The sequence below is a fragment of the Colwellia sp. KS18-150 genome, assembly GCF_057551365.1.
In genome coordinates this window covers 23,881-46,910 of record NZ_BAAJMC010000027.1, presented here as the reverse complement: position 1 = coordinate 46,910, position 23,030 = coordinate 23,881, and the positions used below count along the sequence as shown (strand labels likewise).

Genomic DNA, 23,030 nt, shown 5'->3' with positions numbered 1-23,030 from the left:
AATAAAAATAATTTTAAGGTATTCATTTGTATCAATCGTTTATAAAAAAGCCCTTATTAAAAATGAAGGGTGACATAAATAAGTCTATTTTTTGTAGTGCTTCATTTGTCTTGTTAACGTCAATTTCCACCATGGCTATTTCTCAAGAGTTAATTGAAGATAAAAAATATAACTTTGATGTGAAACAAAAGAAAGCTGCGCTATCACTCATTGAATTTGCTGAGCAAGCGAACCTTACCTTTATTTTACCTTTTGATGTCCTTTTACATAAACGTATTCATCAGATAAAAGGGGTTTATACGGTAAATGAAGCATTAGAAATAATGCTGAAAAATACTGGTTTAAAAGCAGATGTCGATGAGGAAGGTCAGCTAATTATTATAATAGATGATCACAATAAAGAGACAGATGACATGATGAAAAAAAATCAAATATCGACAGCCGTTATTGCTGCCCTAGCCTCTACAACGCTGTTAAGTACAAATGCTGCTGCAGAAGAAAATAATAAAGATAACATTGAAGTCATTCAGGTAACCGGTGTTCGAAGCGCCTTAACTAAAGCAATGGCATTAAAGCAAGATGCTAGCGGTATTCAAGATAGTATTGTTGCTGAAGATATAGGTAAGTTTCCAGACCAAAATGCTGCAGAGTCACTGCAAAGAATAACAGGTGTTACCATTTCACGTCAAAATGGTGAAGGCTCAAAAGTTACTGTTCGTGGTTTTGGACCAAAATTCAATGTCATAAAAATTAATGACCGCACGTTAGCAACAACGGACGGAGGGAGAGATTTTGATTTTCAAGTGCTGGCTTCAGAGTTGATTTCAGGTATTGATGTCAAGAAAACACCAACCTCAGATTTAACAACAGGCAGTATTGGTGCTTATATCAATATTAATACCGCTAAACCTTTTAATAGCCCAGGTTTTCATGCACTTGGTTCAGTTAAAGCGAATTATAATGATTTATCTGAAGAAATAGATCCTGAGTTTTCAGGCGTGGTGAGTAATACCTTTGCTGATGATAGTTTCGGGGTTTTATTTGCTGTCTCAACCAAAGAAACCAATAGCCGTATTGATAAATATCGTACCAACCGTTGGCATGAGTTATATACGCTTCCTGAAGGTTTAACTGATGATGTTAAAGATTTAGACGGTAATGTTATTTCTGACGCAGAAGGATTTAGACGTCCAGGTCGAGCAGCTTTTGAAAGCCATGATGAAAATCGTAAAAGAACGGGTGCTAACTTAGTCATGCAATGGGCACCTACAGATGAAGTTGTGACTACATTTGATGTTTTATATACAGATTTAGATCGCCAAGCAACTAGCCTTGGTATACAAATTCCGACACAAGCAACACAATATAATAGTGCGGTAATAGATGATAATGAAACTTTAATTAGTGCCAATATTACAGATAATAATATCGATAGTTTAAACCGTGTTTTAGGTGAAGATTCTACGTCATGGTCTTTTGGCTTTAATACACTATACATTAAAGATAATTTAACTATTGAATTTGACGCTTCTCATTCAACCGCTGAAGCGACTCATATTAAAAGACAATTTATTCCTCACTTTACCTTACCTGATGATCCTCAAAACCGTGAAATTACTTTAGATTATGGTCAAGGGGATGTTTTAAATACCACTTCAACTATTGATGTTAATGATATCGATGGTATTCGAGGTCACTGGAATGGTGCTAGTACCAATGAAATAGACGATGAAGTGACAGAGTTAAAGCTTGATACAACTTATGAGTTAGATTTAGAGTTAGTTGAGTCAGTACAATTTGGTGTGGCTTATTTAGATCGTACAACCAGTAACTATGCCTATAGCCTAAATAACAACGGTGGTTACTGTACACCTTGTGGCGGTGCGCCAAATGTGACTTTTGATAATCCTGAGGAAATTTTTGGTTTAAGCGATAACCCAGGTTATTTAAGTGGTGAATCAGGTGAATTTCCTCGAAGCTGGCTAGTGATAAAAGATTTGAATGCTTATATCGATGCTGTACAAAGCATAGGGGAAAAAAGTTGGTACAATGATCCTGTAACGGGGTGGCGAATTGATGATACTTTAGGCTCGCCATTATTAGCGGCGGGTCAAAAGTGGAATGAAGAATCTTTTGATGCAGCTCCTTCATATAAAAATGATGAAACAACATTATCAGCTTATGCACGGGTAAATTTGCAAGGTGAAATTGGTGATGTTGCTTGGTCAGGGAACTTCGGTTTACGTTATATTGATATTGAAAATACTGCACATGGTTTTAGTCAGGAACTATTAACAATAAAAATAAATCCAAGCTCTAATGATTCTGAGTTACGGTTAGATACTACCTACTCAGAAGCTTTACCGCTTAGTCAAAAAACAGACAGTCAATATTTTTTACCTAGCTTTAATATCAATTTTGACTTGAATGATGGCTTATTCCTCCGCTCTGCGATTGCACAAACCATCTCACGCCCAGCCATTAGTGACACGGGTGTAAACCAAAGTATTGTGGTTGATAATACCGGACAGATTACCACTCAATCAGGTAACCCATTTTTAGAACCATATAAAGTTAATCAATTTGATTTATCACTAGAATATTATCAAGACAATGGTAATGCCTATTCAATTGCTTATTTTTATAAAGATATAACGGATTTTATTTCCACACAAAGTAACTTGGCACCTTATAGTGGTGATGCTGTTATTGACCAAGATGTGTTAGACCGTGTGACCGATGGTGTTTTACCTGAAACCACTACGAACAAACAAAATCGTACTGGTGGTACGGTCAATGGCGTTGAGTTAAGCGCTTTGCATTACTTTGATTACTTACCGGGCTTTTTAAGTGGCTTTGGTGTGCAAGCAAATTATACCTACGCAGACAGTGAAGATGATGGTGCTGAGCCATTTAACCAACCGGGTATTACCGACCCAGGTAATGCTTTAGAAGGATTTGCTAAAAATTCTTATAACTTTATTGCCTTTTATGATCAAGATGGCTTACAAGCAAGACTCGCTTATAACTGGCGTGATGATTTCTTGCATGCGAGAGATGGTGCCGATGAAAGTATCGCCGCTGCTTTACCGGTTCATACCGCTGCTTATGGGCAGTTAGATGCCAGTATTTCATACGACATTAATGATACTTTTACGGTTTCATTAGAGGGTATTAACTTAACTGATGAAGGTCGCGTGGAGTATGTTGATCTTCCTCAGCGTGTTAGTAAAGTTGAGTATGCTGGTGTTCGCTACCAAATTGGCGTAAGGGCTAAGTTTTAGTCTTAAGTAAATGAAAATAGAGGTCTTAGCGCCTCTATTTTTATATACCGGTTCTTATTCCAAACGCTATATCTTGAATAGTAACCGGTATAGTTATGGATTTAACGTAATAGAGAAATAACATTATGTCTGAAAATCATCAACCGCTAAAATCTTACGTTATTGTGGGTGGTGGTACCGCAGGTTGGATCTCAGCTGCAGTGTTAAGTCATGTATTACAAAATACCGACGTTTCAATTACCTTGGTTGAATCCCCTGATATTCCTACTGTGGGTGTTGGCGAAGCCACTATCCCTTCTTTTGTCGACTTATTAGACTTTTTAAATATTTCTAAACAAGATTTTATCGCTAAAACTAATGCAACCTTTAAATTAGCCATTAAGTTTGTTGACTGGGTTGAAAAAGGTCAAACCTACTGGCATCCATTCGGTAAAATAGGCAGCAAAATTGATGGTAAAGAATTTTATCAACACTGGTTAAAAGATCATATTCATGGTGGTCAATTTGAATTAACAGATTTTTCACCAGCGATTGCCATGGCAAAGGAAAATCGTTTCTATATTCCGGATCCGAAAAAGCCAAATAACTTATCAAGCTCGGCTTATGCATTACATTTTGATGCCGGTTTAGCCGCCAAGTTTTTAGCCGAATATGCACAGAATAGGGGTGTTAAGTTAATTAAAGCGCATGTTAAGGGTGTTGAACAGCATGTAGACGGTAGAATAAAAACCTTACACTTGAATACAGAACAGCTTATTAGCGGTGACTTTTTTATCGATTGCAGTGGCCAAACTAGCTTACTGATGAAAAAAACGTTGAAAGTAGGCTTTGAAGATTGGCAGCAATACTTACCAGTGAATAGCGCAGCGGTTATGCAAACCGATAAAATGTCAGTACTCGCACCTTATACTGAATCAACAGCACATGAAAATGGCTGGCGCTGGCGAATACCTTTGCAAAATCGTACCGGTAACGGTTTTGTTTTTAGCCAAAATTTTTGTACTGATCAGCAAGCGCTAGACTTATTAACTAGCCAGGTTACTGAAAAGCCAATAAATGCCCCTAAAATTTTGCGTTTTACGACCGGCAAAAGTAAAAAGTTTTGGAGTAAAAACTGTTTAGCTGTTGGCTTATCTTCAGGTTTTTTAGAGCCATTAGAGTCAACGGGTATTCACCTCATCATGAAAGGTATTTTAAATTTCGTACAAATGTTGCCAGATCAAAATTTAGCTACAGTGACGCAAAATGAATATAACCGATTAATGGATGCTGAATATGACAGTATTAGAGACTTTATTGTTTTGCATTACTGTGTCAGTAAACGCAATGATTCTGATTTTTGGGCTATGTGGCAGAATAATGCTATTCCTGAATCATTGGAAAATAAGTTAGCCCTTTTTAAAAGCCAAGGGCGATTAATGCGCAACGATTTGGATTTATTTGCCTCAGACAGCTGGTATGCGGTACTTGAAGGTATGAGGGTTAAACCTAATAGCTACGACCCTACTGTTGATGCGTCAAAATTTGAGTTAATCAAAAAAATATTAACTGAAAGTGAAGGGGCGTTACGACATAATGTTCAACAATTATTGACCCACGATGAATATCTATCTAGATTATTAACATCGAGGTAAAGCTTTAATCTAAATATAGCGAAAAAAAAGTAGGGTAAAATTAATTGTGATTCGTTTATATAATATCAGGATTAAAAGTAATGATTAAATGCATAAACAAAAGTTTAGTTTAGTTCAGTCTTTTTTGGCTATCAGACCCAAAGTGATGAGTTACATTTCTAAAATGGCACCACCTGCAGAGGTGGAAGATATAGTTCAAGAAGCTTATCTGAAATTGTGTCAGTTAGAACAAAAACAATCAGAGAATGATAATAGCAAAAAACATCACAGTTCATTGTTATATACAATGGCAAAAAATTTAGCTTTAGATTATAACAAAAAATCAGAAGTTAAATTAGCAGATGGCGTTGAGCATGAGCATGACTATAAAATAGAAGAAAGGGATATTACTTACGAGTCAGCGGTAACTCATGAAAGTTTTGGTAATTTTTGTGAAGTGATCAGAAGTATGCCTAAGCAATGTCAAAAAGTTTTTGTACTAAAAAAAGTGTATGGCTTCACTCAAGTTGAAATTTCTGAAGAACTGAATATTAGTATTAAAACCGTTGACAATCATGTTGTTAATGGAATGAAACGGTTAAAAAGGCATATGGATAAAGTAAAACCACAGAATGAGTCGAAGCAACAAATTAAGGTAGGGGGAAGATATGCAAAATAATGTCACCTGCTTACCTGAAGAAGATCCGATCTTAGAGCAGGCTCTGCGTTGGCTATCTGAACTTGATCGTGGTTTAACTCCTGAGCGTGAAATACATTTAAAAGAGTGGCTTGGCCAGTCAGTAGAACATAGAGAAAAATTCTTAGAAATGGCGGCTCTTTGGGAAAACCTTGATGTTTTAAGCCAACTATCAGAAGTGTTCCCGTATAAAAAACGTAATCAATGGTATCGGAATACTGGCCTCTATAAAATTGCCGCATCGATTTTATTTTGTTTACTCACAAGTATTTATTATGTTTTACCTACCTATAATGATTATGTACTGCAAAACGCGAACCCTGGCTATCGTGAAATTTTGACCACCTATCGTACTGAAGTAGGTGAGCATTCAACAATAAAATTACCAGATAATTCAATTATCACCCTAAATACTAACAGTGAAGTTAGAGTTGAGTATACAGCTTCTCAGCGTACCTTAGTGCTTAAAAAAGGCGAAGTACATATTGATGTCGCCCATAATAAACACCGAAAATTTTTAGTGCATGCGGGTGATAAAACCATTGAAGCGATTGGCACGGCATTTAATGTTCAACATTATAATAATGTTGCTATTGAACTCCTTGTTACAGAGGGGACTGTGGTCGTTTCAGAGCTATTAGAAAGTGCACAAGCCAGCGGTGATAAGCTTATTAATACATTAAGTCAGCTCATTATTGATGATGAAGAGTCAACGTTAGCAGTAACTGCAGGCGAAAAAATAAACCTAAATCTAAATGAAAAATTTGAAGCGTCGAAGATCATCATTGAACAAGTTAAAAAAGAGATAGCAACAAAACTTTCTTGGATGGATGGGAAAATTGTTTTTAAGGGGGAGTCTTTACATGAAGCTATTAATGAAATTAACCGTTATTCTCCATGGAAATTAGAGCTTAGTGGCGAAGAAATTAAAAACGTAAAAATTATCGGCAGATTTCAAACTGGCGATATAGATTTGTTGTTAGCCACCTTGAGTAAAAATTTTAATATACACGCTGAACATGTGGATAACTCAAGAATAATTTTGAGTGTCCAAAAAAACTCTAGCTAACGTATTTCGCAATACATTAGCTAGATACTCAGCACGCTACTGACTAAGTGTCATCATCTTCAAGCATCACTAGTGATGTATGACTTATCCTTTCCTAGTCGATTAATTTATTTGTGAATAAGCCAGTATTTGATTCGGCTAGGGATAGTTGTGTCTAAAAATAGGTTATTGAGGATGTATTCACGTCCTTACTTCAAATGTAGTAATACATATCATGGTGTAAAACTGGTGATGGAAATTATGAAATCGTAAATCGTTTGCTTTTGCATCAATGCTAGCAAAAAGAATAAAAAATTTACAAGAATAGATAAGGAAGAATAAATGAATTTACATACTGTCGATATCGGGGTGTTTGTCGCCTATGTTATTGGTCTTATAGGCATTGCACTGTGGATTTCTAGAGAAGATAAACATCATGAGCGCAATACTGAAGACTATTTTCTTGCGGGTAAAGCACTGCCTTGGTGGGCTATTGGGGCATCATTAATAGCTGCTAATATATCTGCAGAGCAAATTATTGGTGCATCGGGATCTGGTTACGCCATTGGCTTAGCCATTGCTTCTTATGAATGGATGTCGGCTATCACCCTGTTTATTGTTGGCAAGTATTTGATTCCGATATTTTTAAAAAATCAAATCTATACCATGCCACAATATCTAGAGCAACGTTTTGATAGCCGAGTTAAAACAACCCTTGCCTTATTTTGGTTGGCGGTATTTATATTTGTAAACTTAACCTCAGTACTTTGGTTAGGTGGTTTAGCAATAGAAACCGTCACAGGAGTAGACTGGCTTGTCGGTATGATTTTTCTCGCGGTATTTTCCATTGCTTATTCACTATATGGCGGTTTAAAAGCAGTTGCTTATACGGATATTCTTCAAGTAGTACTGCTCGTTTTTGGCGGATTGTTACTCAGTTATTTAGCTCTTGATACAGTGTCAAATGGCAAAGGGGTTTTAGTAGGTTTAGGTGTGCTAACTCAAGAGTTACCTGGCCATTTTGAAATGATTTTATCGTCAGATAACCCAAATTATAAAAACTTACCGGGAATTTCTGTACTTATTGGTGGTTTATGGGTGATGAATATAGGTTATTGGGGGTTTAATCAATACATCATTCAGCGTGCTTTAGCGGCTAAAAGCCTTAACGAGGCGCAGAAGGGGATAGCTTTTGCTGCTTATTTAAAGATTCTTATGCCAATCATTGTCATTTTACCTGGCATAGCAGCTGCATTAATTTACCCAAGTTTAGACAAACCCGATCAAGCATATCCTTCTATGATGACTTTAATGCCAATAGGTATTAAAGGGCTCATTTTTGCAGCGTTTGTTGCGGCTATAGTTTCGTCTTTAGCATCAATGACGAATAGTATTTCAACTATTTTCACTATGGATTTATATAGCAAAGTTAAACCGAATAAAACTCAGCACCATTATGTGACTGTTGGTCGTATTGCTACATTATCCTCTTTGGTTATTGCTTTGTTTATGGCTCAGCCATTATTAGGGAAGTTTGAGCAAGCATTTCAATATATTCAAGAGTTTACAGGTTTATTCTCGCCGGGTATCACGACAATATTTTTGATGGGGATGTTCTGGCGTAGAACGACGTCACAGGGTGCATTAGCTGCAGCTATTGGCTCTGCCGTTTTCTCAATCTCATTTGCAGTATTTCTACCTGAATTACCTTTTATGGACCGTATTGGTATTGTCTTTTTAATGTGCGTTTGTTTAACGGTATTTGTTTCATTAAAAACCACAGAAAGAAGTGAAGATAAAAGTGTCAACTTAGATGATGTTTGCTTTGAAACTGACAAAACTTACAACATTGCGGCAATAGTCTGTACTGCTTTATTAATCGTTTTTTATGTTATGTGGTGGTAATAAAAAACATAAAAATGAAAGCATTCGTTATTAGTAGAATTGAACAATTACTGGAAAATAAAATTGAAGGTTAATATGAAAATTAAAAAATATACACTGTTGCTAACTTGCTTATTTGCATGCTTGCTGATTTCAGCTTGTTCTAAAGTATCAAATGACAGTACACAAGTTATGTCCCAAGCAATTGAGCAGCAAAAGACACTGAACACACAGCCACAGCTTAGAAAACCGAATATCGTAATCTTTTATGTGGATGATCTAGGTTATGGTGATTTGAGTAGCTATGGTATGACACAAGCACAAACCCCTAATGTAGATGCTTTGGCTAATGAAGGAATTAGATTTACCGACGCTCATAGCTCGGCGGCCACTTGCACACCTTCTCGGTATTCATTACTAACAGGGCAATTTGCTTTTCGAAATAATGCCGCCATTTTACCAGGGGACGCGCCACTGATCATAGACCATACAAAGCCTACTTTGCCAAAGATGTTAAAGAGCGCGGGTTATAAAACAGCGGTGGTTGGTAAATGGCACTTAGGTTTAGGTGATGGTTTTGTTGACTGGAATAAAGATGTGAAGCCAGGGCCAATAGAATTGGGCTTTGATTATAGTTTTTTAATGCCTGCAACAGGCGATAGGGTACCAACGGTTTATTTAGAAAATCATAAAGTGGTTAATTTAGATCTCAACGATCCGATTACAGTGAGTTATGAAAAACGTATTGGCGAGCGCGCTGTTGGCACAGAAAGTCCTGAGCTATTAAAACAACACGCGGATTTGCAACACAGCGCAACCATAGTGAATGGCATCAGCCGAATCGGTTGGATGGCAGGTGGAAAATCTGCCGAATGGAAAGATGAAGATTTTCCGTTTGTTTTTACCGACAAGGCAATTGATTTTATTGACAGTGCAAAAGAGCAACCTTTCATGCTTTTCTTTCCATTTCATGATATTCACGTGCCACGAGTGCCCAATAAACTCTTCGCGGGTAAATCAGGCATGGGGCCAAGAGGTGATGCTATTTTACAGATGGATTGGATGACAGGGCGCATTGTTGATGAACTCAAAAGGCAGGGATTATATAACAATACACTGATAATCTACTCCAGTGACAACGGCCCAGTAATGGATGATGGATATGCCGACCAAGCGGAAGAGTTACGTGGTGAACATAACCCTTCGGGCGGTTTTCGTGGTGGTAAATACAGTGCCTATGAAGCAGGCACACGTGTGCCTATGATAGTGACTTATCCAAATGGAATGAAGAAGTCAGGAGATAGTGATGCCTTAATAAGCCATATTGATCTTTATAAATCACTGGCAGTATTAACCGGAACTACTCTTGCTGAAGGCGAAGCCATTGATAGTGAAAATATGTTACCGGCATTATTAGATGCGAGCAAAGCGGGACGTAAAGATATGTTAGAAGAATCATTTACCTTGTCTCTTCGCAGCGGTGATTGGAAATATGTTGCGCCATTTAAAGGAACAACTCCAGACTGGTTAGCGAATAAAACTGCAATTGAAAATGGCTTATCAAATGAACCACAATTATTCGATCTAGCTAAAGATAAATATGAACAGAATAATATCGCCTCTCAGCACCCTGAAATTGTGCAGTTACTACAAGAAAAAATTGCAACTATTAAATCAGGTAAATAACTTCTCTAGAGTAAATACAGGTTTTGCAAAGCTTGTATTTACTCTAAATAATCCTCGAAAATTGATTTAATGCAATGTTTGAATTGTATTAGTTAGGGTATTCATTTGATTCATTCGTTTATACAAAAGTACTTTTAAAAAAAAGGTTGGTTATGTGTATTAACGGTTTATCAAGCAGACAAATATTTGCGTTGTTAATCTCCTTGCTTGTGATGGTGGTGGCAGATGCCAAAAACCTACGACAAGCTGGAGTATCTGACGTTAGTCCATCAAAAGAGAATGTTCGAAAGCCCAATGTGGTTTTTATATTAGTTGATGATTTAGGTTATTCAGATATTTCTTCTTATAACAAAAGTACCTTTTACCAAACGCCAAATATAGATAAATTGGCTAAAGAGAGTGTTCAATTCACTAATGGTTATGCTGCAAGTCCAGTATGCAGTCCATCTAGATATGCAATATTAACGGGCCGTCATCCTTCTAGAGTTAACGCAACAGATTGGTTTCATGCCAGCGGTTGGCCTCATCGTTCAGAAAAATTTAACCCTGCAGATTTGTTAGAAAAAATGCCCCTAAGCGAGAAAACAATGGCTGAAACCTTTTCAGAGAATGGCTACAACACTGCCTTCTTAGGAAAGTGGCATTTGGGAGAGGAGCAAAAATATTGGCCTGAAAATCATGGGTTTGATATCAATATAGGAGGAGGGAAATATGGGCAACCACCAAACGGATATTTTTCGCCTTATAAAAACCCTAGGCTTTCTGACGGACCTGACGGTGAATATTTAACAGATAGATTAACTGATGAAGCAATTGATCTTATTGATGGATATTCTAAGCAAAAGCAGCCTTTTTTCATGTACATGTCTTTTTATACGGTCCATACGCCTCTGCAGGCTCCAAAGAAGGTCATCGAAAAATATAAGGGGCTGGTTCAAAAAGCAGAGGTAATAAAAGAGTTCTCTATCGAAGAACAAATATGGCCTACAGATAAAAATAGATATGTTAGAGTCAAACAAAACCACGCAACATACGCGGCTATGATAAACAAAATGGATTGGAATGTAGGCCGCATCCTCTCAAAATTAAAAATGGCCGGCATAGATGATAATACTATTGTAGTGTTTACTTCAGATAACGGTGGTTTATCAACATCAGAAGGTTCGCCAACATCCAACTTACCTTTAAGGGGAGGAAAAGGTTGGTTGTACGAAGGAGGTATAAGAGTCCCCTTTATAATAAAAATGCCAAATTCATCATTTAATGGCAGAAAAATTGATATTCCGGTAGTCTCCACTGATTTTTATCCAACCTTACTCCATTTAGCTGGTTTTCCACTTGTCCCTAAGCAACATATGGATGGAGTATCGCTGCAATCGGTCATAAATGGTGATGATATTGAAAAAGACAGAGCACTATATTTTCATTATCCTCATTACTCTAATCAAGGCGGTTTTCCGGGAGCAGCTATCCGCGTTGGTGATTGGAAACTTATCGAACGTTTTGAAGATGGTCAAATTCACCTTTATAACCTTCAAAATAATATTTCTGAAAATAAGGATTTATCTAAAGAAAATCCTGACAAAGTGTATGAATTACAAGAGAAGTTGCATCAATGGTACCAAGAAGTTGATGCCGCTTTCTTAAAGAAAAAACATGGAGTTAATCCATGGAAACCAGTAATTTAAGCTAACAAAAAAGTATAGGTAAAGTAGTGATGCAAGATGAACAGATTAACTGGGGGATTATTGGTTGCGGTCAAATTGCCAATGTTTTTGCTAAAGGGTTAAATACTTTAGCGTCTGGGAAGTTATTGGCTGTTGCTTCAACATCACAAGAAAGAGCAGATGCTTTTTCAAGGTTACATCATGTTGAGAAAACTTATACAGATTATCATTCGTTAGTTATTGATCCTCAGATAACCGCTATTTATATAGCTACACCACACAGCTTTCATTTTGAGCACGCCAAACTCTGTCTTGAACATGGTAAGCACGTGTTATGTGAAAAACCTCTGGCTATTAATGTTCAACAATGCCAAGAACTCATTAGCCTCGCGAAATCGAAAAAACTCTTCTTAATGGAAGCTTTGTGGACACGTTTTCTACCTGCTATTTTGAAGCTTCAAGACTTACTTAAGGATAATATTATAGGAGAAGTATTAACGCTAAAAGCTGATTTCAGTATCCATGGTGATTTTAACGCAGAGCACAGATTAAAGAAAAAATCATTAGCTGGCGGTGCATTACTTGATCTTGGTATTTATCCAATAACTCTTGCCTCAATAGTTTTTGATGAGCAACCGTCGTGTATTAAAAGTTCAGCAGTTATAGGAGATACAGGAGTGGATGATCGCTCATTTTATCTTTTTGAATATGATGGCATTACTGGGAGTAACAAAAGCAGCGGCAAAAGAGCCATGTTATCTTCTTCATTTAGCCATCACGCGCCGACCGAAGCTATTATCAGTGGCACAAAAGGCTATATCAAAATACCTGAGTTTTTAGCTGCACAAGAGTTGCATATTTTTTTCCCCGATCAAGAATCTCAAGTATTTAATTACCCATTTAGTGAAGATGAAAATTTCACTTTTGAAATAGAACACGTAATGGAATGTATTCGTACAAAACAAATTGAAAGTAATATTGTCCCACACAATAAAACACTAGAAATTATGCATATTATGGATATTCTAAGAAAACAGTGGGGTTTAGCCTATGACAATGAGTGTTTTACTTAACTAGTTTTCTTTTAAGTGAAATTTAGCCTTAACTGAGCACTGCCAATTATAAATAGAAACATGATGACAAAGTATATTCTTTTTATTTTATTCGCGTTAAATAGCGCTATTTTTAATGCGTATTCATATTCAACTCAGCTAGAAAAGTCGACGATTGCTGTCTCAGATTATGGCGTATTAAGTACTGGGGAGCGTATAACTCAGTATGTATTATCGACCCCAAATATTCGAGTTAAAGCGATTAACTATGGTGGTATTATTACTCACATAGAAGTACCTAATCGCATGGGCCATTGGCAAGATATTGTTCTGGGATATGATAATTTATCGGATTATCAGCGCAAGAACCGTTTTTTCGGTGCATTAATCGGTCGTTATGCCAATAGAATAAAAGATGGTCTTGCCAATATTGGTGATAAAAGCATTCAGTTGAGTGTTAACCGACCTCCGCATCAGTTACATGGTGGTCTAGCAGGTTTTGATAAGCAAGTTTGGAATGCAACAACTGAGAATCGAGCTGATAGTGTTGTTTTGCATTTGACATTAATTAGCCCTGATGGCCATGAAGGTTATCCGGGGTTGTTACAAGTTAAGGTAAGCTATATTGTCACTGTTAACGGTGAACTTTTCGTTGAGTATCGAGCAAAAACTAACAAAAATACTATTTTCAATCCTACTCAGCATAGCTACTTTAATTTATCAGGTAATGGCAGCAGTGATATATTAGATCACCAGTTAACTATCAATGCTGAAACCTTTGTAGAGTTGGGTTTAGACTCAATTCCTACTGGCCAACTATTATCAGTAAAAGACACTGCCCTTGATTTTAGACAAGCAAAACCTATCGGAAGAGATATCTTCTCATCCAATCAGCAGATAAGTATAGCTCGTGGTTACGATCACTATTTTATAGCACAAGAAAAACGAGGTGAATTAGCAGAAGTTGCTCATTTGTATCATCAGGAATCAGGACGCTCTCTACGCGTATATAGTACTGAGCAGGGAGCACAGCTTTATAGTGCTAATTACCTTAATAATACGGTTATTGGTAAGCACGGTATCCCTGCTAGAGCCTATCAAGGTATTTGTATTGAAACAGGACAATTACCCAATGCTCCAGCAGAAAAACGATTTAATAGTTATATATTAACACCAGATAAACCATTTTATTCTTTAACTAAATTTGTTTTTTCTATCATCTAATATAGTGTTTGCGGCGGATGAAGTTAGGCAGTTGGCTAAATGAACGGTTGAGGCAACATAAGAAATTAAGCAATCTATTCAAGCGGTGCAAGGTCAAATAACTAACGTTATTGAGCAAATGATAAACATCACTGAAGAGGTACTGAATGGTGTGCAACTTGCTGAGGAAAAAGGGGAGTCATTAACGAATAGCATTACCAATGTGAAAAATGTCTCGACAAATCTTCAGTCAATTGTCTCTGTTAGCGAAGGGCAATCCCATGGTGAGTGAAATTTCTCAATTTAGGATTGCATTAACTTAAAGTTTAAAATATTAGTGGTATTAGTTTATTGTCTTGAGTATTTAGATTATTGATGCTTTTGGTAATGTTGATGAACTCGATCATCCTAAAGGCTATACAGGCGAAGGACATCACTTCAAAGCAGGAGCTTACAATCAATGTAGCACGAAAGATCACCCAAGCTTTAGATATCCAGCATGCCCAGGTACAGGAGGCTGGGCCACTGACAAAGTAAACGGTGATTATACTCAAGTTACTTTTATGCACTTAGCCACAGCAAGCTCAAATAAACCTATGTAAACCGATGGAATCTATTAAGGTAAGATAATGTAAATCATTAAGCTGGTGTTATATCCTAGGTATTAAGTTATTAACGTTAGGTATGTTTATGATCTCAATCAGGACATTGATCGGTATTTTAACGCTTTTATTAGGGGGGATTAGCGCCTCTTTAATGGTTTTTCAACAATGGGCAATGTCAGGTCCTATTGTTATTTCATTTTTTATATTACTTGTGCTGTTTTTAAAAATGACCAAAAACTATAGTGGTTTCGCTTTTACTTTTGTTATTTTTGCTGCTGTTAGCGCCTCACTATACTACCCTGAGCTATTTCTTGGTTTTGGTGAATTCAAATACAAAGCACTTATTGTACCCTTACTAATGTTAATCATGTTTGGTATGGGTACCTCTATGTGTGTTAAAGACTTTGCCAACGTTGCTAAAATGCCAAAAGGCGTAATGATTGGTCTAGTACTGCAATTTACGATTATGCCGATTATTGGTTTTACCCTAGCGAGTATGTCTGGATTACCGCCAGAAATTGCCGCTGGTATTATTTTAGTGGGCTGCTCTCCCAGTGGTTTGGCATCAAATGTCATGGCTTATATCTCAGGGGCGAACTTAGCACTTTCCTTATCCCTAACGGCAATATCTACACTATTAGCCCCTTTCATTACTCCTTTTTACATGTCGATATTTGCTGGTGAGTTTATTCCTATTGACTCTACAGCGATGTTTTTTAGTATTAGTAAGATTGTTATTTTACCCATTATTGCCGGTTTAGCTTTCAATCATTTTTTTCATGGTCGATTTTCATTAGTAGATAAAACTATGCCTAAAATTTCTATGGTAGGCATTGCTGTGATAATTACTGTTATTACTGCTGCGGGGCGTGACAACTTGTTGAATATTGGTCTATTTTTGATTGTTTTAGTTTTGATACATAACATACTTGGTTTTGTATTGGGTTACACTAGTGCAAAGTTATTAAAAATGGATGAATCCTCTGCGCGCACAATCGCTTTTGAAGTGGGCATGCAAAACTCAGGGTTAGCTTCAGGAATAGCTCTTGAAATGGGACGTGTTGCCAGTATGGGATTAGCTCCAGCTATTTTTGGCCCTTTAATGAATATCACAGGATCTTCGTTAGCAGTATGGTGGCAAGGGAAACCTATTAAAAATTCGAAAGGAATTGATTTAGAAAACCCTAAAAAATAAAGATGCTTTCTTGGCTAGACTCTAATACAATTTTTGGATTGTTATATTTGTAAATATGTGACTGAGAGAATATATATTTAGATTAATATAGAAATAATTCTTATTAAAAATATCTCTCAAGTCATATCATGGAGTTATAAATGAAGTTGATCTTTTGCGTATTAATCTTATCTTTGTGTCTATATGCTGTAAATGCATTCGCGAATTCGAGTCAAATTGCTATTGATAAAATAGCTTCAGGTCGACTCTATGATCTAAAGTCTGTTTCACAAGAGTACTATAAAAAAGATGAACCAGATATATTGGTTTTGGATGCTTTGGCTGAAACGCTTTGGACTAAATATAGATATATGCCTGCAGCTGAATCTGACACTTACGCGTGGATTTGTAATGCATTAGCGAAGGAAAAAACCGGGCGATACATTCCCTTATTGGAAGAAGTGCTCGCTATGACAGGTAATGCAAAACTTTCAAAGTATGCTGATAAAGCATTAGATAAACAAAAATCTAAACGAAAAAAACTATTAAGAAAAAATGCATCGTTTGTTATTGATACTTATCAAAAGGGTACTGTTAATTTAGCCGCTATTACTGCAGAATCTAGAAGGAATAGCGTAGTAATGAAGTCAGGCTTAACAATGAAACAACAAGATACATTTCATTTGTTAAATTCAGATATTGAACAGTTTAGGCGTACAGTACAAAAATTTTATAAATATCAGGAAAATGATACTGAATTGCTTGATGTATTAGCCGAAATTTTATTTAGTAAATATCCTACGGCAACTGATTATGACTCTGATGCGCTAGCTTGGGGATGTAAGGCATTAGGGGCTAGTAAAAATGAGCGTTATGCAGCCTTATTAAAAGAAATTATCGACAGTGATGTACATAGCAAGCTCGTCAAGCATGCAAAAGCATCATTGAGGAAGTTGAGTTATGGTGATGGTTATAGTTATCGAAAAGGGATGATTAATTTAACTCGCACTTTAAATGAGGTTGCTATCGTACCTCACTCGAAAGAAAAAGCCGTTGAGTTAAACTTTAATTCTTTTGACTTTTAATTAAGCCGGTTAGTAGCAATAGATTGTGCATTGAACATTATTATTTAAGTTAGGCTTCGATAAAATTCGAAGCCTAATATTTTTCAACTCAGTAAGTTGATTTGTGATTGAACTGGATAATTACTCCCTACAGGATCCTGAGCCGCCTCCTGATGATTTTTTAGCAGCACCTATCGGCTGCCCATTACAATCAAGTCCTGAACTCTGATTGCGAATTTGTTTTGCAATTGGAGCACGAGCATTATTAGAAGAAGGTGATAAATCGATACCAGTTAGCACCTTGCTACTTTCTTTAAAACGCAATGCTTGTTTGGCTGTAACCACATGTATCTCGTACATCTGTCTTGCTGCCAAATCACCTTGCTCTTGCCTAACCTGTAAATATCGATTGTAATAAACGTCGGCGGTTCTACAAATCGAGTTTAACTGCACATTGGGATCAGACGAGCAACCGGAAGCTCCTCTTTGCGCTAAATAGTTTTGTTTTGCTGGAGTAGAGTTTAAATTATGGTTGGCAGCATTGTTATTGCTGGAAGTATAAGGGTTAGCAGTTGAATTTGCTGCGTATCTTTGTTGCATGCCATTGACTGCGCTTTGTGTATTAGATATTCCTTCTACGCCAGGCATACTATCGATTATGATGCCGCCAATAATGTCAGCTTGCGTTTGTGTATCCATTTCGGCAATGCCCCCTATGGCGAAACCCGCTCCCATCGCTAACGCTTTACCCCAATTAAAACCAGTCTCTTTTTCTGCCGCTTGTGCACGCATTTGTCGCTCTTGAGCTATTCTTCTTTGACTTTCAGCTTGAGCACGAGCTAATTCTTGAGCGGCTAACTGTTGTCTTTTATAGTTTAGCTCTTGCCGTTGAGTTAGCTCTTCCATTTTTCTGATTTGCTGTTCTCTTCCCCAGCTTTCTCGGCCAAGTTTATAATTATCTGCTGGCGTATAACCAAATAAATTCTTTTTATCAGGATCTAATCCAGCAGCCTCTAAAGTAGCAATAATAGCTCGACGATTATCATCAAACTCTAAACTAGGATGAGGATATGCGTAATACAGAGCTGAGTTCTTATCTCTATCTTTGGCTAATATATCTGCACCAGAAGCAATTAGTGCATCAATAACACCTTTATCACCGCTTGCAGCGGCATAGTGTAAGAGTGTTTTTCCGGCCTCATCTTTGGCATCAAAATCGGCTCCTTTTTCAATTAATTTAGATGTGACTTCAGTATAATTAGCGTTATAGGCCGCAATTATTGGCGGAATTTTTGCCCCTTTACCACCATGAGGGTCTGCTCCTTGGTTAAGCAAATCAATAATTAGCTCTGGATTTTCTTTAGTAAATGCTACCGATAAAGCTGGCTGGATGTCGGGGTAGTTATTATTGATATCAGCACCACTATTTAGCATTAATTTTACTAGTTCAGAGTCGCCTGAATTTATGGCTAAATTGAGTGGTAAATTTGCAGGTAAAGCAGTTGATGCGGTATTTAAATCAGCTCCTCTTTTGAGTAATTCTTTAACATATTGCACTTTGTTCATACCGGACTGAGGGTAATGAGCGAGTGAATTTGTGAGTGGGGTATTGCCCTGCCTATTGAATACATTCATATCGGCATTAATAGAGAGTAACTTATCTACAAAGTAAAAATCACCAGTTTTGGCTGCTTTCAAAGCAGAGTAATGCATTAAAGCAAACCCTTCTTTCTTAGAGGTGATTTTTAGATCTATTTTATATTTTAATAACGGGTCGATAATACTTGGAATACTATTCATATCAGCCAGTTGAAAAATTTTTGTGACTGTTCTAGGATCGGCTGTAAAGATAGGGTCAACTTTATCGAGCATAGTATAAACAATCTCAGGGTTTTCAAATTTTAGGCCAGCGATCAATATTGCTCGCCCAATATCATTATGTCTAACTTTTGTTATCGGAAGAAAGTTGACAATACTTTTAGTGAGTTCCTCGTTAGCTTTCCATGGGAACCTTGTACTGCCATCAACGGATTTTAGTATTAAACTCCAAAAATCAAAATCATCAGGAATATGCTGAATTATCTCTTCATGGCTATAATTAGCATTTGATTTAAAGCCATCAGGCTCATAACCAAACATGACAAAAATGAGTTTATCAAAGAGTTTATTTTGGCCGCTAAAATGATAAATTGATTTCTCTATAGTCGACTGCTGTAACTGTAATGAGTTGTTTTGTTCAAGTTCGCTAAGATTTTTTATTGCGCTTTGAAACGAGACTTTATTTTCACCTTCAGTCGTCGATTTTTTACTTTTATGGGCTGAAGTTTTATGGGATATGATTTGTGTGCCATCGGCTGAAAATGTATTAGTGTAAGCGACGCTCCCTTGATTCCTACCATAAAAGTCTTGATGAACATTAATTATTGAAATAATCGAATAATGCCTATTTTTCAAGGCTGTTATGTTACTGACATCAATGTATTTGTGCCGAACATTAAGTTCATCACTAAATATAATGTCATGTTTAGGTAAGTGGTTTCGTGCAAATGAAAGAAGCTCTTCACGACTTTTATGTGTTCCATATAAAAAAGCGCGCTCATGGAGTATAAGCAAAGATTTGTTTTTGCTTTGTAAAATAGACGGTATACCAGCACTTTTATTACTTATTGTCGCTATCTTATTGTTATACATTGCAAAACTTTTGCTTGATATAACAATTATAGTCAGTAGTAATGTTATAAATATTTTAGATAATTTCATATAACGCATTCTATTTATTATTTTATTAAATGTTGGGATTTTAGTTTATCGCATATCTCAGTCTTATGTTAATCCAATATAGATACTTTACTATTAGCCACTAAGCGCGACTTATATAATGCAGTAACTTTATTACTAACTGTTCAGCATCTAAGGGTTTTGATAAGTAATCGCTCATGCCAGCGTTTAAACATTTTTGTCTATCATCTATCATAGCGTTCGCGGTTAAGGCGATAATGGGAATAGATTTATTCAATTCGCCTGCTTCACCATTACGTATTTTTTTACTCGCTTCATAGCCGTCCATTTCAGGCATTTGGCAGTCCATAAGTACGAGGTCGAATTTTTTATCATTGTCTTGTTGATTAAGCTTGTTTAAACACTTAATACCATTATCGGCAATATCAATAGCGTGTAAACCTAATTTATTTAAGATGCCTTTTGCAACCATTTGGTTAATACGGTTATCTTCAACCAGTAATATATGCGCATTTGAAATATCTGTTAGATCTGCCCCCTTGATTGATTTGCCTGTTGCAGGTCTTAATGTTTTCAAATAGTGACTGGTGACAAGGGGCTCTGCGGCTTCGAGAATATCGCCACCTTTGGCCACAACTGATAAAGCGCCAAAAAGATCTTCAGTGGTGGCTGGTTTTGGAAAATAACCATCAAAACCTAAATCTGCGTAAAGACGGGCATCGCCCAAGTGTCCCATTGAGGTCATCATAATTAATTTAATATGTTGATATTGCTCGTCTAATTTTAATCTTTTACCTAGCGCTGTACCGTCCAGATAGGGTAATTTTTTATTGAGAAAAGCAATATCAAACGGTGGTTTATTATTATCATGATATTCTCGTTTGCAAAGTCGTAAAGCCTTTTGGGAGCTATCAGCCTCAAAGACTCTAGCTCCCCAGTGTTCTAGTTGGCCACGCATCACTTTTCGGTTGGTGATATTATCATCGACTATCAGTATTTTTAAATTGCTGATATCGACTTCAGGCAATACTCGTTTTGATTTCTTACTTTTTTGTAAAGTGATATAAAAATGAAAGCAACTACCTTGGCCAACAGTGCTAGTAAGGCTTATTTCGCCACCCATTAAATTACAAAGTTGTTTTACTATCGCTAAGCCTAAACCTGTGCCACCAAATTTGCGCGTGGTGGATGAATCAACTTGGCTAAAAGAATCAAAAATGGTGGAAATCTTATCTTCAGGGATACCTAAGCCAGTATCTGTGATTTTACAATCGAGGCGCCATGATGAATCCTCATTTTCAATGAGACCTGCTTGAATAACAATCTCGCCACTTTCGGTAAACTTAGTGGCATTACTAATGATATTGGAGATGATTTGTCGCAATCTGCTTGGATCTCCCCTCACCATAGACTCATCTATTTTGGTGACATCTAAAATGAGTTCAAGATTTTTTACTTGTGCTTGTAAGCCTAAAGATTCGGCAAGTTCGCCTAATAAATGACGAAGGTTAAAATCTATATTTTCTATTTCAATTTTTCCTGCATCTGCTTTAGAGTAATCAAGTATGTCATTGATTAAATTAAGTAATGACTTTGCACTACTCATGGCAATGTTAATTCTATGCTGTTGCTCTTCATTTAACTTGGTATCCACAACCAAACCTAACATACCCAGCACTCCATTCATTGGGGTACGAATTTCATGACTCATACTTGCTAGAAACTCGCTTTTAGCGATTGCAGCTTGCTCTGCTGCTTCTCTGGCTTCGATTAACATTTTTTCATTAGTTTTTCTTTCTGTGATATCAATGTGAGTACCTATCATGCGTTTTGGCTTATCATTCTCATGCCATTCAACTACTTTTCCTGAATTAAATACCCAAACCCAATGACCAGCTTTATGCTTCATTCTTGCTTCACAATGATATCTATCGGTTTCTTTATTCCAATGTTGTGCTATTAGTTTTGTCGATAAATTCACGTCATCAGGGTGAGCGAATTCCATCCAATCTTTAATGGTTTGATTGTTTAACTCTGCTGCGGTATAGCCAATTATTTCTGCTAATCGCTCATCGAATACTACTTCACCAGAATTTATATCCCAATCCCATATACCTGCAGAGGCACTATCAATCACCAAGGCTAATTGATTGGATTTTTCTTCAAGCTCATGTATTGCTACTTTCTTTAATGAAGACTCTTTATTTAACTTTTCAATGGAGGTCATACTTTGGCTTAAATTCTGTACCATGGTATTAAAGTTCTTACCTAAATCTCCTATTTCGTCTTTGCCTAAATCGGCTACTTGAAAGTCTAACTTGCCTTGACTTATACCTGTGGTAAATCGGTGTAGTTGATTAATTCGTGATAAGAGCGCTTTACCTAGCAGCATATATAACAGTAGGCTCATTACTAAAACGCTTATAAGACTGACCATTAAAATATTCACACCGAGGTCTTTAATGATTTGCATTTCAATATGGCGATCGAAGAGCAATAAAGACGTTAACTTATCTTGACCTAGGTTGAATACTTTTTGAGATGAAAGCACATTAGCATTTTTGTAAGAGATGTTGGTTTCATTGTAGCTTTGAGTGGCTTGCGAATTTTTCTGAAATTGTGTGACAATAATTTCATTGGCACTGTTTTTAATGATGGCACCGATCAGTGAGCTTTTAGACTCTGCTAGCTCGTTAACATCTTGCGTTAATTGGTCGATTATTATGTTACGCCAATCAATACTAATGATTAACTCACCAATAATGCTTCCTCGCTTTGTGATGTTAACACTGCTCCATTGAGCAACATCATCTTTGATGTCTATACGAGAGAGGTATGGGTCATGTCCGATTGAACTTAGTCCCAATTTTTCATGGCTAGGTTGTAAATAAAGAGGGTGAAGTTTAATGTTTTCAAGCAATAACTCTTCACCGTTGACTCTGTTTTTATGGCCGTCGCGAGTGCTAGTCGAAAAAATAGTGCCATCCAATTCAGCAACGAGAATGTAATTAATAAAGGGATAAACTTCGATTAAATCATTGAGCTCTTGACTAATACCGCGATTTTCAAAAATACTTAACGCTTTTTTTACTTGTCGATTCCGAGCAATTATCTGGCTAATATCAGCTATTTTTTGCTGTTGTTCCTCTATATGCGACACCATAAAAGCAACATCACTGTTCATACCTTTTGCGATGGTTTGTAAGCGATCATTTTTCAGTGATGAATAAACAAAGTAACCTAATATGCCAACAATAATTAAGGCAACTAAAACGCAAATACTGATGACTTTAGGAATTAATTTCATTTATAAA

At 36.7% G+C, this 23,030-nt stretch carries 14 protein-coding genes and 1 pseudogene; 13 read left to right on the top strand and 2 right to left on the bottom strand.

Annotation, left to right across the window (positions count from 1 at the left end):
* Positions 1-26: 26 nt before the first annotated feature.
* The 13 genes and pseudogenes from AC27IF_RS18815 (at position 27) to AC27IF_RS18755 (ending at position 16,998) form a co-directional block, all read left to right on the top strand.
* Positions 27-3,284 carry a TonB-dependent receptor gene (locus tag AC27IF_RS18815; protein WP_487055890.1) on the top strand — a complete coding sequence of 1,086 codons (3,258 nt, stop codon included), beginning with the start codon at positions 27-29 and terminating at the stop codon, positions 3,282-3,284.
* Positions 3,285-3,409: 125 nt separating this feature from the next.
* Positions 3,410-4,918 (top strand): tryptophan halogenase family protein, encoded by a 1,509-nt coding sequence (locus tag AC27IF_RS18810; protein WP_487055889.1) that lies wholly within the window; start codon positions 3,410-3,412, stop codon positions 4,916-4,918.
* Between the two features lie 88 nt (positions 4,919-5,006).
* Positions 5,007-5,576: an RNA polymerase sigma factor gene (locus tag AC27IF_RS18805; protein WP_487055888.1), complete on the top strand. Its 570-nt coding sequence runs from the start codon at positions 5,007-5,009 to the stop codon at positions 5,574-5,576.
* The gene (locus AC27IF_RS18800; RefSeq protein ID WP_487055887.1) at positions 5,566-6,663 is read left to right on the top strand and encodes a FecR family protein; all 1,098 of its coding nucleotides are present in this window, start codon (positions 5,566-5,568) and stop codon (positions 6,661-6,663) included. The genes AC27IF_RS18805 and AC27IF_RS18800 overlap by 11 nt, the downstream gene beginning before the upstream one ends.
* Before the next feature lie 321 nt (positions 6,664-6,984).
* Positions 6,985-8,547, top strand: coding sequence for a sodium/sugar symporter (locus AC27IF_RS18795; protein WP_487055886.1), 1,563 nt, complete (start codon positions 6,985-6,987; stop codon positions 8,545-8,547).
* 171 nt (positions 8,548-8,718) lie between these two features.
* Positions 8,719-10,212: a sulfatase family protein gene (locus tag AC27IF_RS18790; RefSeq protein WP_487055885.1), complete on the top strand. Its 1,494-nt coding sequence runs from the start codon at positions 8,719-8,721 to the stop codon at positions 10,210-10,212.
* 152 nt (positions 10,213-10,364) lie between these two features.
* Positions 10,365-11,900: a sulfatase gene (locus AC27IF_RS18785; RefSeq protein ID WP_487055884.1), complete on the top strand. Its 1,536-nt coding sequence runs from the start codon at positions 10,365-10,367 to the stop codon at positions 11,898-11,900.
* A 29-nt stretch (positions 11,901-11,929) separates the two neighbouring features.
* The gene (locus AC27IF_RS18780) at positions 11,930-12,952 is read left to right on the top strand and encodes a Gfo/Idh/MocA family protein (protein ID WP_487055883.1); all 1,023 of its coding nucleotides are present in this window, start codon (positions 11,930-11,932) and stop codon (positions 12,950-12,952) included.
* Positions 12,953-13,012: 60 nt separating this feature from the next.
* Entirely contained in the window at positions 13,013-14,155 is a 1,143-nt protein-coding gene (locus AC27IF_RS18775; protein WP_487055882.1) for an aldose epimerase family protein, read from the top strand.
* Between the two features lie 85 nt (positions 14,156-14,240).
* Positions 14,241-14,426, top strand: a complete 186-nt coding sequence (locus AC27IF_RS18770) for a hypothetical protein (protein WP_487055881.1) — start codon at positions 14,241-14,243, stop codon at positions 14,424-14,426.
* A gap of 79 nt (positions 14,427-14,505) precedes the next feature.
* Positions 14,506-14,736, top strand: a pseudogene (locus AC27IF_RS18765) (polysaccharide lyase family 7 protein); the annotation flags it as partial.
* Between the two features lie 88 nt (positions 14,737-14,824).
* A complete protein-coding gene (locus AC27IF_RS18760) occupies positions 14,825-15,934 on the top strand; it encodes a bile acid:sodium symporter family protein (RefSeq protein WP_487055880.1) in 1,110 nt (369 codons plus the stop codon).
* A gap of 140 nt (positions 15,935-16,074) precedes the next feature.
* Positions 16,075-16,998: a hypothetical protein gene (locus tag AC27IF_RS18755; protein WP_487055879.1), complete on the top strand. Its 924-nt coding sequence runs from the start codon at positions 16,075-16,077 to the stop codon at positions 16,996-16,998.
* A 120-nt stretch (positions 16,999-17,118) separates the two neighbouring features.
* Here the strand turns inward: AC27IF_RS18755 and AC27IF_RS18750 are convergent, their stop codons facing one another.
* Together AC27IF_RS18750 and AC27IF_RS18745 are read right to left on the bottom strand one after the other, a co-directional pair.
* A complete protein-coding gene (locus AC27IF_RS18750) occupies positions 17,119-19,668 on the bottom strand; it encodes an ankyrin repeat domain-containing protein (protein ID WP_487055878.1) in 2,550 nt (849 codons plus the stop codon).
* 169 nt (positions 19,669-19,837) lie between these two features.
* Positions 19,838-23,023 carry a response regulator gene (locus AC27IF_RS18745; RefSeq protein WP_487055877.1) on the bottom strand — a complete coding sequence of 1,062 codons (3,186 nt, stop codon included), beginning with the start codon at positions 23,021-23,023 and terminating at the stop codon, positions 19,838-19,840.
* Positions 23,024-23,030 lie beyond the last annotated feature (7 nt).

Excerpts from the sequence above, each read along its gene's own strand:
- AC27IF_RS18785 (WP_487055884.1), top strand. The coding sequence starts at position 10,365 with ATGTGTATTAACGGTTTATCAAGCAGACAAATATTTGCGTTGTTAATC.
- AC27IF_RS18760 (WP_487055880.1), top strand. The coding sequence starts at position 14,825 with ATGATCTCAATCAGGACATTGATCGGTATTTTAACGCTTTTATTAGGG.
- AC27IF_RS18810 (WP_487055889.1), top strand. The coding sequence starts at position 3,410 with ATGTCTGAAAATCATCAACCGCTAAAATCTTACGTTATTGTGGGTGGT.
- AC27IF_RS18775 (WP_487055882.1), top strand. The coding sequence starts at position 13,013 with ATGATGACAAAGTATATTCTTTTTATTTTATTCGCGTTAAATAGCGCT.
- AC27IF_RS18780 (WP_487055883.1), top strand. The coding sequence starts at position 11,930 with ATGCAAGATGAACAGATTAACTGGGGGATTATTGGTTGCGGTCAAATT.
- AC27IF_RS18800 (WP_487055887.1), top strand. The coding sequence starts at position 5,566 with ATGCAAAATAATGTCACCTGCTTACCTGAAGAAGATCCGATCTTAGAG.
- AC27IF_RS18745 (WP_487055877.1), bottom strand. The coding sequence starts at position 23,023 with ATGAAATTAATTCCTAAAGTCATCAGTATTTGCGTTTTAGTTGCCTTA.
- AC27IF_RS18750 (WP_487055878.1), bottom strand. The coding sequence starts at position 19,668 with ATGTATAACAATAAGATAGCGACAATAAGTAATAAAAGTGCTGGTATA.
- AC27IF_RS18755 (WP_487055879.1), top strand. The coding sequence starts at position 16,075 with ATGAAGTTGATCTTTTGCGTATTAATCTTATCTTTGTGTCTATATGCT.
- AC27IF_RS18805 (WP_487055888.1), top strand. The coding sequence starts at position 5,007 with ATGCATAAACAAAAGTTTAGTTTAGTTCAGTCTTTTTTGGCTATCAGA.
- AC27IF_RS18790 (WP_487055885.1), top strand. The coding sequence starts at position 8,719 with ATGTCCCAAGCAATTGAGCAGCAAAAGACACTGAACACACAGCCACAG.
- AC27IF_RS18795 (WP_487055886.1), top strand. The coding sequence starts at position 6,985 with ATGAATTTACATACTGTCGATATCGGGGTGTTTGTCGCCTATGTTATT.